The sequence below is a fragment of the Sphingomonas sp. P4_D12 genome, from assembly GCF_056401895.1.
The window spans coordinates 74476-86085 of record NZ_JBFUIL010000006.1 but is presented as its reverse complement, the minus strand read 5'-3'; the positions used below and the strand labels follow the sequence as shown (position 1 = coordinate 86085).

The 11610-nt window shown below is 65.0% G+C and carries 14 protein-coding genes; 5 read left to right on the top strand and 9 right to left on the bottom strand.

Annotation, left to right across the window (positions count from 1 at the left end):
* Window positions 1-25: 25 nt before the first annotated feature.
* The 3 genes from AC1DSD_RS12975 to gluQRS form a co-directional block, all read right to left on the bottom strand.
* A complete protein-coding gene (locus tag AC1DSD_RS12975) occupies window positions 26-583 on the bottom strand; it encodes a cob(I)yrinic acid a,c-diamide adenosyltransferase (RefSeq protein ID WP_478030599.1) in 558 nt (185 codons plus the stop codon).
* Window positions 584-594: 11 nt separating this feature from the next.
* The gene (locus AC1DSD_RS12970) at window positions 595-828 is read right to left on the bottom strand and encodes a twin transmembrane helix small protein (protein ID WP_066810249.1); all 234 of its coding nucleotides are present in this window, start codon (window positions 826-828) and stop codon (window positions 595-597) included.
* Between the two features lie 280 nt (window positions 829-1108).
* Window positions 1109-1972: a tRNA glutamyl-Q(34) synthetase GluQRS gene (gluQRS, locus tag AC1DSD_RS12965; protein WP_478030597.1), complete on the bottom strand. Its 864-nt coding sequence runs from the start codon at window positions 1970-1972 to the stop codon at window positions 1109-1111.
* Between the two features lie 95 nt (window positions 1973-2067).
* Here gluQRS and AC1DSD_RS12960 point away from each other — a divergent pair, with 95 nt between their 5' ends.
* A complete protein-coding gene (locus AC1DSD_RS12960) occupies window positions 2068-2634 on the top strand; it encodes an HNH endonuclease (protein ID WP_066810247.1) in 567 nt (188 codons plus the stop codon).
* A 66-nt stretch (window positions 2635-2700) separates the two neighbouring features.
* Here AC1DSD_RS12960 and AC1DSD_RS12955 read toward each other — a convergent pair whose 3' ends face one another.
* Entirely contained in the window at window positions 2701-2847 is a 147-nt protein-coding gene (locus AC1DSD_RS12955) for a hypothetical protein (protein WP_478030595.1), read from the bottom strand.
* A 105-nt stretch (window positions 2848-2952) separates the two neighbouring features.
* Between AC1DSD_RS12955 and ppc the strand changes: the two genes are divergently transcribed.
* Together ppc and AC1DSD_RS12945 are read left to right on the top strand one after the other, a co-directional pair.
* A complete protein-coding gene (gene ppc, locus AC1DSD_RS12950; protein ID WP_478030594.1) occupies window positions 2953-5622 on the top strand; it encodes a phosphoenolpyruvate carboxylase in 2670 nt (889 codons plus the stop codon).
* Between the two features lie 53 nt (window positions 5623-5675).
* Window positions 5676-6695 (top strand): cell wall hydrolase, encoded by a 1020-nt coding sequence (locus AC1DSD_RS12945; protein WP_478030592.1) that lies wholly within the window; start codon window positions 5676-5678, stop codon window positions 6693-6695.
* A gap of 4 nt (window positions 6696-6699) precedes the next feature.
* On the opposite strand, the gene AC1DSD_RS12940 is transcribed toward AC1DSD_RS12945, so the two are convergent.
* From AC1DSD_RS12940 to AC1DSD_RS12930, 3 genes are all read right to left on the bottom strand, one after another.
* Complete coding sequence (locus AC1DSD_RS12940; protein WP_478030591.1) at window positions 6700-7482, bottom strand: hypothetical protein; 783 nt, start codon at window positions 7480-7482, stop codon at window positions 6700-6702.
* A 105-nt stretch (window positions 7483-7587) separates the two neighbouring features.
* On the bottom strand, window positions 7588-8070 hold the full coding sequence (locus AC1DSD_RS12935; RefSeq protein ID WP_478030589.1) for a methylated-DNA--[protein]-cysteine S-methyltransferase: 483 nt from the start codon (window positions 8068-8070) through the stop codon (window positions 7588-7590).
* A gap of 81 nt (window positions 8071-8151) precedes the next feature.
* Complete coding sequence (locus tag AC1DSD_RS12930; RefSeq protein ID WP_478030587.1) at window positions 8152-8727, bottom strand: cytochrome b; 576 nt, start codon at window positions 8725-8727, stop codon at window positions 8152-8154.
* A 92-nt stretch (window positions 8728-8819) separates the two neighbouring features.
* On the opposite strand from AC1DSD_RS12930, the gene AC1DSD_RS12925 reads away from it, so the two are divergent.
* On the top strand, window positions 8820-10277 hold the full coding sequence (locus AC1DSD_RS12925; RefSeq protein WP_478030585.1) for a glycosyltransferase family 2 protein: 1458 nt from the start codon (window positions 8820-8822) through the stop codon (window positions 10275-10277).
* A 93-nt stretch (window positions 10278-10370) separates the two neighbouring features.
* Here AC1DSD_RS12925 and AC1DSD_RS12920 read toward each other — a convergent pair whose 3' ends face one another.
* Complete coding sequence (locus AC1DSD_RS12920; RefSeq protein ID WP_478030583.1) at window positions 10371-10751, bottom strand: hypothetical protein; 381 nt, start codon at window positions 10749-10751, stop codon at window positions 10371-10373.
* A 54-nt stretch (window positions 10752-10805) separates the two neighbouring features.
* Window positions 10806-11162, bottom strand: a complete 357-nt coding sequence (locus tag AC1DSD_RS12915) for a hypothetical protein (protein ID WP_478030581.1) — start codon at window positions 11160-11162, stop codon at window positions 10806-10808.
* A gap of 164 nt (window positions 11163-11326) precedes the next feature.
* Between AC1DSD_RS12915 and AC1DSD_RS12910 the strand changes: the two genes are divergently transcribed.
* On the top strand, window positions 11327-11605 hold the full coding sequence (locus AC1DSD_RS12910; protein WP_478030579.1) for a hypothetical protein: 279 nt from the start codon (window positions 11327-11329) through the stop codon (window positions 11603-11605).
* Window positions 11606-11610: the final 5 nt, after the last annotated feature.

The window sequence follows — 11610 nt, the reverse complement described above, 5'->3', positions numbered from 1 at the left end:
AAATACGGGCCGAAACCCAAGTGGGTCAGCGCGAGGCGCCAGGAACCCAAAGAACGTCGCTGGCGCCCAAATTGTTCAATCGCCGCGCGGCGACGAACAGCCAGTCGGACAGGCGATTGATATAGGTCAAGGCCTTGGGACTGAGCGCATTGTCGGCTGTAGCGGCGACCGCGCTGCGCTCGGCGCGGCGGACGATCGCGCGCGCCAGGTGAAGCTGCGCCGCCCCGGCCGCTCCGCCGGGCAGGACGAAGCTGGTCAGCGGCGAAAGAGCGGCGTTCATCGCGTCGATCTCGCGCTCCAGCCGGTCGATCTGCTCGGACGTCACGCGCAACCCGCCGTCCATGTCGAGCGGCGTCGCGAGATCGGCGCCGAGGTCGAACAATTCGTTCTGGACGCGCCGCAAGGGTACCACGGTGCTCTCGTCGTCGATCGACACCAGCGCCACGCCAATCGCGCTGTTCGCCTCATCGACGTCGCCGATCGCCGCCATCAGCGGATCGGCCTTGGAGATGCGCCCGCCGCCGACCAGCCCAGTAGTGCCGTCATCGCCGGTGCGCGTGTAGATCTTGTTGAGCTTGACCAACGGTCAGCCGCTCAATGCTGGCGGCCGACGAGCAACAATAACAGCACCGCGATCAGGATCGCTACCGCCTGAAAGATGATGCGGTACATCATCATCTGGTTCGACCGGATCGAGGTCGCGCTGGGGCCTTCGCCGCTCTTCACATCGTCGGTCGCGCCCTTGAGGAACAGGATGACGCCGCGGACCAAAGCAGCGACGGTCGCGATCATCGCGGCGATCAGCAGGAGGGCGAGGAAAGTGGTCATGGGGTTTATCTAGGCTTGGTCGAGTGCGAAGCCAATGGGGAGGGGCGTTCATTTGGCGACCGCGCCGTTCGCCGGTCGGCGTTTTCTGAGCCCTCTCCCGCTTGCGGGAGAGGGTTTGGGTGAGGGTCTTCTTTCTTCCAAGCAGGTAGAACCAAAAAAGAAGAAAGAAGACCCTCACCTTCCCACCGCTTCGCGGCGGGCCCCTCCCTCTCCCGCTAGCGGGAGAGGGAGCAGCCAATGCGTTACTTAGCCGTCCTTGCCAGCGTATATTTCCCGTCCGCTACGCTTGGTCGAGCCTATATCCGAAAGGTAATTCACCGACCCGCAATCGCTCGACCAGCGCGATGCCATCCATCCCTTCGGCCCGCCAGTCAGCCAGCGTGGGCGCGCTATGGCGCTTGGCGAGGCGGTTGCCCTCGGCATCCAGCACTAGGCTATGATGCCGATAGCGCGGCTCGGGCAGACTGAGCACGGCTTGGAGCAGGCGATGCGCGTGGGTCGAGGGCATGATGTCGCGTCCGCGCACGACATGGGTCACCCCTTGCGCCGCGTCGTCGACCACCACAGCGAGGTGATAGCTCGCCGGGCGATCCTTGCCCTTGAGCACCAGGTCGCCGAGCAGTTGCGGATCGACCGGCGTCGTGCCGGCCAGTTCGTCGGTCCAGGCGAGCGGCCCCGCGCGCCGCGCCGCTTCGCCCGCATCGAGCCGCCAGGCGTAGGCCTCGCTGGCCATCCGCGCCGCGCGCGTCGCCGGATCGATCACTCGGCACGTGCCGGGGTAAAGCGGTCCGTCGGGACCATGCGGCGCGTGCAGGCTGGCGGCGACTTCGCGTGCGATCTCGGCGCGGGTGCAGAAACAGGGATAGGCGAGTCCGGCATCGCGCAATTGATCGAGCGCGGCATCGTACAGCGGCAACCGCTCGGATTGCATCGACATCTCATCCCAGCCCAGCCCGAGCCACTCGAGATCGGCGATGATCCCGGCGACATGTTCCGGGCGCGACCGCGTCACGTCGGTATCCTCGATCCGCAGGAGGAACCGCCCGCCCGCGTTCTTCGCGCGATCATGCGCCTGGATCGCCGACCAGGCGTGGCCCAAATGCAACCCTCCGGTCGGGCTCGGCGCGAAACGGCTGACGATCATCGCGGCGACTCTTGACCGCGAGTCATGGCCTGTGCTGTCATCATGGCGTCATCCTGATCGGCTTTACGCCCGCCAGGAAAGCGAAGGGGGAAGGTGTGTTTCATCCCGACCTAATGCGACATCCGGACAGTTGCCCGGCGTTGGTGCTGAACGCGGACTATACCCCGCTCAGCTATTACCCGCTCTCCGTCTGGCCATGGCAGACCGCCGTCAAGGCGGTCTTTTTGGATCGGGTCGATATCGTCGCGCATTACGAACGCGAAGTGCGCAGCCCGACCTTCGCGTTGAAGCTGCCCAGCGTGATCGCGCTCAAGCAATATGTCCGGCCGAGCGCGTTCCCGGCCTTCACCCGGTTCAACCTGTTCCTGCGCGACCGTTTCCAATGCCAATATTGCGGCACGCACAAGGATCTCACCTTCGACCATGTCATCCCGCGCGCTTATGGCGGACGCACGACCTGGGAGAATGTCGCCACCGCCTGCGCGCCGTGCAATCTGCGCAAGGGCGGGCGGACGCCGCGCGAGGCGAAGATGCCGCTGCATGTCGAGCCGATCCGCCCGACCAGCTGGCAATTGCAGGAACATGGGCGGAGTTTTCCGCCGAACCATCTGCACGATACGTGGCATGACTGGTTGTATTGGGATGTCGAGCTGGAGGCTTAGGGGCTGCGGCCCCGAAAACAGTCATTCCCGGGCATTATTCGAGCAAAATGACGCGGCTGGGTGAACTCAACCCGTCACGCCGGGCTCGTCCCGGCATCCACTGTGCGGCAGACCGAACGGCCTGAGTTCCTCGTCCTGCGCCGGCGGCACGGTGGATCCCGGCACAAGGCCGGGATGACGGTCGGGATATAGACGCTTGCTGATCTGTTTCATGCAAACGTATGCGCCCTCCGTGAGCGCATTTTGGAATAAAATGCCATGAGCGGGTCCGATAACGAAATGATTGACCCAAATCGCGCTGCAGTGCAGCAGGGCGACATGGCCGACCTCCCCACCATCACCAACAATCCCGACGTGCGATTCCTGGGCAAATTGCTCGGCGACGTGATCCGCGCTTATGGCGGCGAGGCGCTGTTCAAGCGCACCGAATATATCCGTTCGGCCTCGGTCGATCGCCATCGCGGCGTCGGCGGCGATGTCGATCTCGGCCTCGACCGCCTGTCGCTCGACGAGACACTCGATTTCGTTCGCGGCTTCATGCTGTTCTCGATGCTCGCCAACCTAGCCGAGGACCGGCAGGGCGTCGCCGCCGAGCCGGGCGCGGATGTCGCGGCGGCGCTGCAACGGCTGGCGGATGAGGGGATCGGCAAGGACAAGGTCATGCATCTGCTCGACCACGCTTTGGTCGCGCCCGTCCTGACCGCGCATCCGACCGAAGTGCGGCGCAAGTCGATGATCGACCATCGCAACCGCATCGCCCAATTGATGGCGCTGCGCGATCGCAAGGTGGCGACGACCCAGGAAGGCGACGATGTCGAGCAGGCGATCACGCGGCAAATCGCCTTGCTGTGGCAGACGCGCGTGCTGCGGCGCGAGCGGCTGTACGTCGCGGACGAGGTGGAGACCGCGCTCTCCTATCTGCGCGACGTGTTCCTGCCGGTGCTGCCAGGGCTGTACCAGCGCTGGGACCGCGCGCTCGGGGAACGTACGCCGAGCTTCCTCAAGCCGGGCAGCTGGATCGGCGGCGATCGCGACGGAAATCCCAATGTCGTCGCGGAATCGCTGACCGCGGCACTGGCCCGTTCGTGCGAGGCGGTCCTTGGCTATTATCTCGACGCGGTCCATGCGCTCGGCGCCGAATTGTCGATCTCGACCGATCATGCGCGAGTCAGCGATGAGTTGCTCCAGCTGGCGGCGGCGAGCGGCGACGATGCGCCGAGCCGCGACGACGAGCCGTATCGCCGCGCGTTGTCGGGGGTCTATGCCCGGCTCGCGGCGACGCATCGCGCGCTGACCGGCAAGTCCGCACCGCGTCCGGCCGCGCTCAAGGGCGAGGCTTATGCAGATCCGCAGGCGCTGCGCCGCGACTTGGTCATCATCGCTCACGCTTTGGCGGACGAAGGCGCGGGGCCGCTCGCCTCGGGCGGCGCGCTTGGCCGGCTGATCCGCGCGGTCGATACGTTCGGCTTCCATCTGGCGACGCTCGACCTGCGCCAGAACAGCGCGGTCCACGAACGCACGGTCGCCGAATTGCTCAAGGTTGCAGGGGTCGAGGCCGATTATATCGCGCTCGACGAAGCCGCGCGCGTGGCGCTGCTGCGCCGCGAACTCGCCAATGTCCGCCCATTAGTCAGTCCCTATGCGACCTATAGCGCCGACACCGCGTCCGAACTCGCGATCCTGCGCGCGGCGGCGGAGGCGCATGGCAAATACGGGCCGGCCTGCATCCGCCAATATATCGTCTCGATGGCGATGTCGGTCAGCGACCTGCTCGAAGTCCATCTGATGCTCAAGGAAGTGGGGCTCTATGTGCCCGGCGATCCGCCGACCGCGGCGATCATGGCGGTGCCGCTGTTCGAGACGGTCGGCGATCTGGAAGCGGCACCGGCGATCATGGCCGAGTGGTTCGCGCTGCCCGAAATCGCCGGGCTCGCGGTCGAGCGTGGCGTCCAAGAAGTGATGATCGGCTATTCGGACTCGAACAAGGATGGCGGCTATCTGACCTCGACCTGGCAATTGAGCCGAGCGTCGGAAGCGCTCGAGCCGGTGTTCGAACAGGCGCATGTCGGCATGCAATTGTTCCATGGCCGCGGCGGCGCGGTCGGCCGCGGCGGCGGGTCGTCCTTCGCGGCGATCCAGGCGCAGCCGCCGGGATCGGTCCAGGGGCGCATCCGCATCACCGAACAAGGCGAAGTGATCGCCGCCAAATACGGCACCCGCGAAAGCGCCACCACCAATCTCGAGGCGATGGCCGCTGCGACCCTGCTCGCCAGCCTCGCCCCGCCCGCGCTATCGGATGCCGACCGCAAGCGGTTCGGCACGGCGATGGACGAGCTGTCGGCGACAGCGTTCAAGGCCTATCGCGACCTGGTCTATGGGACCGATGGGTTCCGGACCTTCTTTCGCGAGATGACCCCGATCGCCGAGATCGCCAATCTCAAGATCGGCAGCCGCCCGGCGAGCCGCAAGAAATCGGACGCGATCGAGGATCTGCGCGCGATTCCCTGGGTGTTCAGCTGGGCGCAGGCGCGCGTGATGCTGCCGGGTTGGTATGGTGTCGGCCATGCGCTGGCAGCGTTCGAGGACAAATCATTGTTGCGCGAAATGGCGCAGGCCTGGCCGTTTTTCGCGGCGACGCTCGACAATATGGAGCAAGTGATCGTCAAATCCGACATGGCCATCGCCGAACGCTATTGCTCGCTGGTCAAGGACCGCGCGCTGGCCGAGGCGATCTTCCCGCGCATCCGCGACGGCTGGAAATGGACCCGCGATGGCCTGCTCGACGCGACCGGGCAATCGCGGCTGCTCGAACGGAATCCTGGCCTCGATGCCTCGATCCGCTTGCGCCTGCCTTATATCGAGCCGCTCAACCTGCTCCAGATCGAGCTGATGAAGCGCCACCGCGCGGGGGAGGACGATCCACGGATCGGCGAAGGCATCCTGCTGTCGATCAATGCGATTGCCACGGCATTGCGAAATTCAGGCTGAAGACGCGTCTCTGGTTAACCAGCTTCTAACATCCTGCCGTTACTGCGGCGGGCGTGTCACGGCGCTGGTTCCTCCTTCGAACGCGTATTCCGGCAGGCTTCGGCCTGCTGGCGATGGTCGCGTCGTGCCTGCCCCAGGGCGGTGTACCGCTGCAAAGCACCCAGCGTCCGATTGCCACCGTGACGATGATCAATCGCCTCGCGCTCGACTTGCCGGCCGATATCGCCGCCAAGCTTCCGGCTTTGGTCGATGCGACGGTTTCCAATGCCGCGATCAGCGCCGCCCAGCCGCTGCTGGCACTGTCGACGACGCGCAGCCCCGACGATGCCGCGCGCGCGATCGAATGCATGACCGCGGCGGTCTATTACGAAGCACGGTCGCAGAATGACGACGGCCAGCGCGCCGTCGCGCAGGTCGTGCTCAATCGCGTGCGCGATCGCGCCTTTCCCGACAGCGTGTGCGGCGTGGTCTATCAGGGATCGACCCGGCGCACCGGATGCCAGTTCAGCTTCACCTGCGACGGATCGATGGCGTTCCGCCGTGATCCCGCTTCCTGGGCGCATGCCCGCGACATCGCGGTTTCGGCGCTGTCCGGCCAGGTCTATGCGCCGGTCGGCTCGGCAACCTTTTATCACGCCAATTACGTGCTGCCCTGGTGGGCATCGAGCATGGATCGCATCGCGACGGTCGGCGCCCATATCTTCTACCGCTGGCGCGGCGGGCTGGAAGGCGCGCTCGCCAACAGCCAGAATTATTCGGGCCTGGAGCCCAGCGTCACTGGCCGCACAACGCCATGGCCAGGCGGCGACAGCGGCACTGCCCTCGCGGCAACCTATGCCGGCTTTAATGCGCAGGAAGTCGATTCGGGGGTGGTCGTCCATCGCGGCGGCGCGACCGCTCCTGCGCCCGAGACCGCGGCGCTGTCGGCCCCGGTTCCGGTCGCGCCGCTGCCGATGGGCAAGCGCATCCGTGTGAGCAGCGCGATGGCCTCGACGGGCAATGTCCGTGTCCATCGCGGCGTGGGGCTGGCGGATGCCGGCGATATGCCGGCCGATCTTCCGAGCGCTGATTAAGCGATCAAGCGGCGCGCATTGCTGCGCGCGGCTTCGGCCAAGCGGACCATAACGACGCTGCCCCGGCCAGGATGCCGATCGCGGCCAGCGCCGCTACCGGAACCCGGGTCAGCGCGGCAAAGGCCTCGGTCCAGGCCGCGCTACGCCCGAAGCTTTCGACCAGAGCGGCCTGCGCAACGGTGATCGCGGCGACCGTCAGGAACGGCCTCCGGCTGCGGGGATAGGCCAGAGCGAGCAGGACGGCGACCACGCCGGCGCCCAATTCGGCGGTCAGGTAAGCGGCATCGAACGGGCTCAGCCCGGGAACGGCCATTGGCGGCAACAGCCGGGTCACGATCGGCGGCAAGACCAGCAACAAAGTCGATAACATGTAGCCGGCATGCAGCCAGACCTGGCGGCGATCGAGCAACGCGGCGCGGACGAAGAACAGGAGCGCGATACTGGCGATCGCGTCGTCGAGCCCCAGCATCGCGCCGAACGGGGCGTAGAAGGGATGCCCGGCGAGTGCTTTCGCCGCCATGCTCTGCATTGCCAGCAGCGCGCCCGCCATGAACAGCGGCACGACGGCGAACACCGCCAGGCCGGCCGTGCGATGAAGGGCATTGCGTCGCTGATGGATCGACCAATGCTGAAAGAAGACCAGGGCGATCCACAAGGCGGCGGTGAGGCCGTGGGCATGAAGCGCGAATGCGGCGTGCGGCAGGTCATGGAGATATTGCGGCCAGAACGCGACCGCGATCATCGGCACCAGCAGCAGCAACGCCCATCCGGCATGACGAAACGGCATGTGTCCCCCATCCCCCTTAACCGTCACCCCAGCGCAAGCTGGAGTCTCAAGCATATCGCGCTTCTGCTTGAGATCCCAGCTTGCGCTGGGATGACGGGTGGAAGGTCAGGCCGCGCCCTCCAGTTCAAGCAGGAAGGCTTTACCCTCCAAGCCCCCCGCAAAGCCGGTCAGCGCGCCGTTGGTGCCGATCACGCGATGGCAGGGCGCCACGATCGAGATCGGATTCTTCCCGTTCGCCGCACCCACCGCGCGGAACGCGGTCGGGCGGCCGAGCTGGCGGGCGATCTCGGCATAGGACCGCGTCTCGCCGAACGGGATGGTCAGCAATGCCGCCCACACGCTCTTCTGGAAATCGGTGCCGTGGAAATCGAGCGGCAGGTCGAAATGGGTGCGCGTGCCAGCGAAATAGTCGCTCAACTGGCGCATTGTCTCGACCAGCACCGGGTGGTCGGGCTGTTCGGTCATCGCGCCCAGCCGGACGCGATCGGGATCGTCATTCTCCCACAGGATCGCGGCTAGCCCGCGGTCGCTCGCGACGAGCTTGAGCATGCCGACCGGGGAGGCGTAGCTGGTGAAAGCAAAGGTCATGGCTTGGTCCTTCGTGGCTTGGACCAAGGATCTAGGCGCGCCACCGACCGCCGGCTTCCCGGCCCTTGCGCTCAATGCCATTTAGCGTCCAATCCCCATGCGCTGCAGCTCCTTATGCCCTTCCATCTGGTGCTTGATCGCGCCGGCGAGATGCAGGACGAACAATAGGTAGACCAGATAGGCGATCAACTCGTGCGCTTCGCCGAAAGTGGAATGGATCCATTCTTTGGTGTCAGGCGCCATGCTCATGATGAAGCCCAGCCGCGGCCATTCGAACGTGCCGAAGAACAGCATCGGATGCGTCGCCGCGTCCTTCCATGCCGAATCCATCACCCACCCGGTGATCGGCATCGCCAGGATGACGACATAGAGCCCCCAATGGACGATATGCGCCGAGATCCGCTCCCATGGCTTGTAGCGGGCGGGAAAGGGAGGCGGCTTGTGCCCGATCCGCCACAACAGCCGCAGGATGGCGAGCGCCAGAATGGTGACGCCGGTCGATTTGTGGATGTCGATCATCGGCCGGACATATTCGCCGATCGCGTCGTTATGATCGCCGAGCGGCCAGACCCAGGCAAGGGTGACGTTGGTCACCACGCCGATCGCGATTAACCAGTGCAACCAGATTGCGGTTTTCGTGAACCGTTCGTTCTCCACGACGTACTCCCGTAAGCAATTACCATTCCGGCTAGTCCGGCGCCGTAACGAACGCTAGGGATATGGCGCCCCCAAATGAAGTCGTGTTCTCCATGATTCAGCGTACCCCGGCGGACGCGCTCGCCCAGTCCTTCGCCAAGCTTTCCCCGCGCCTCAATCCCCGCCGCGTGGGGTGGCCGAGCCGCGGGGTGACGGCACTCGTATATGTGGCTTTCGCCGCCTTGGTGGTTCAGGCGTTCCTGCGCCAGGGCTTCCTGGTCTGGTCGGTCGGCGTCGGCTATATCCTCTATGACACCGCGCTGTTGATCTTCACCGCAGTGCAGATCTGGCCGCTGCGCCACGGTGCGCGACCCGCACCCCCGTCCGACGCCCGGTCCAGCCTCGCCATCATCGTCGCCGCGCGCAACGAAGCCGCGGTGCTCGACGTGACGATTGATCGCCTGGCCGCGCAGAAGGACGCACCCGACCTGATCCTGATCGCCGATGACGGATCGGACGACGCGACGCCGGAGACGCTCGCGCGCTATGGCCTAGAGCAGCCAGCGCGGGGCACGATCAGCCCGCCGGCGCCCGGCCTGCCGTCGCTGCGCTGGCTGCGGCTGCCGCATGGCGGCAAGGCGCGCGCGCTCAATGCCGCGATCCTCCATGTCGACGAGGAGATCGTCGTCACGGTCGATGCCGATACCTTGCTCGAGCCCGGCGCGATCGCCGCGATGCGCAACGCCTTCGCCGCCGAGCCCGAACTGGTCGCGGCGACCGGTGTGATCCGGCCGATGTGCGGGCCGAACCTGTCGGGCCGTCTGTTCGAGTGGTTCCAGACCTATGAATATGTCCGCAACTTCCTGTCGCGCTACGCCTGGGAGCGGCTGAACGGCCTGCTGCTGGTGTCGGGCGCGTTCGCCGCGTTCCGGACCAGGGCAGTGGTCGAGGTCGGCGGGTTCGATCCCGATTGCCTGGTCGAGGATTACGAGCTGATCCACCGCCTGCACCGCGTCGCGCACGATACGGGCCGCGATTGGCAAGTCCGGGTGGTCGGCGATGCGCTCGCCTCGACCGACGCGCCGGCGACGCTTCCCGCGTTCCTGCGCCAGCGCCGCCGCTGGTTCGGCGGGTTCCTGCAGACTCAGCATTGGAACCGCGACATGGTCGCCAATGGGCATTTCGGAAAGCTCGGCACCGCGATGCTGCCGGTCAAGGCGGCCGATACGGTGCAGCCGGTGTTCGGCCTGACCGCGTTCGTCATTCTCCTGGTGGTGCTGTTCAGCGGCCGCTTCCACATCGTGCTGCCGATCCTGATCATCATGGCGGTCAAGATCCTGGTCGACCTGACTTTCCATCTGACCTCGCTCCACCTCTATTCGCGCTGGACCGGGCAGACCAAGGGGCTGCGTTTCGGGCCGGCACTGGCGGCGGCAGTGCTCGAGCCGTTCAGTTTCCAGCTATTCCGCCACTGGGGCGCGATCCTGGGGTGGAAGGCGTTCCTGACCGGCCGCGAGACCTGGGCGCGGCAGAACCGGACAGCGATTGCGGAGGTGAAGCGGGAAGGGTGAGGTTTGGCTGCCGGTTGCCGCGCCGTAGATGTCCGGAAGGAGTCATTGGCGGCGAAAGCTTAGGCGCGGGGCTAAACTCGCCGATTCGAGCGATTAGCAGCCACCGAACGGTAGCTGCCACGTAGCCGGCATGTCCGCGAAGTAGCCCCATGATTCCCAGGGGCCGGCGCTGCCGCTCGACCGCGTTGCCAATCTCCACTCAGGCGGATCGGGAAAGCCATGCCAGGCTAATTGCATTAGCAACATATCCTCGCCTTCATGCGTAGCGAAATATCCCACGTCGGCGCCCACACGCTTCTGTTTTTCGATCCCGAACAACGACGGGCCTGCGGCAGGCAACAGCGTCCAGCCGATTGTCTTGGCTGCTCTCGCTTGAAATCCCTTCAATTGGGAATTGGCTACTTCATCGGAAGCATCCCATGGGTCGGCTTCCCAAACGTTTGACGCGGAATTCATGCGCTCGGCTTGAGTCATCGCCGTCTCCGTCCGGTACCTTATGCCGTAGGTTGAAGGTTGGCCAGTGCGTCGTTAGCCGCTATTCGTTAGCGAGCGTTCGCTGAGTTTTACGAGCCAGGCTTGAGCCTGTTTGGGCTCACCCACGGCGCTTGATGCTACAGGGCCGCGGGATGCCAGGAACTCCTGATGCAGCTCGAATGCTTCCAATGAGAGCTGCTCGCGGAGGCCATCGATTGCCTGAGCAAGCTCGCACAGATTCTCGACGACCGGCGCTATTTTAACACGTGTCCAACGATCTTGATTGTGATCGAACAAGCCCCAGGCACCGGCGGCGGTGACTTGAAGAGCCGCGATCAACGTCTCCAAATATTCCGCTTCCAGCTCACCTCGCCGAATGTCCAGGCGTTCGAGACGATCAGCTTTTCCCATGGGAGAGTCGTAGCTGGGATGAGGTGGCCGTCAATGATCTGGGATCTCTGAGGCGATCGGCGAGCGCGCAATCCAACCCTAAACCCAGCCTGTACGGCCGGTTCAGCGCCGGCCAATATTGCGGTCGATAAACCTCGCTCGGTCATCACCGATAGGAGGTTGTAATGACGCGTACCATGATGTTCCTTTCGACTGCCGTGGCGGGCAGCCTTCTCGCTTTTATGCCGGCTTCTGCGTCCGCGCAGCGCTGGGGTTCTTCGTATAGCCAGGATTATCGCGGCTATGGCTATAATGATGGCTATTATCGCGATGGCCGGCGCGACCATTGGCGCGAACGCCGCGAGCGTTGGGAAGCGCGGCGGCGCTGGGAGCGCGAGCGCGAATGGCGCCGCGAGCATCGTCATCACCGGCGCTACTGGGGCTATGACGACTACCGCTATTGAATGAT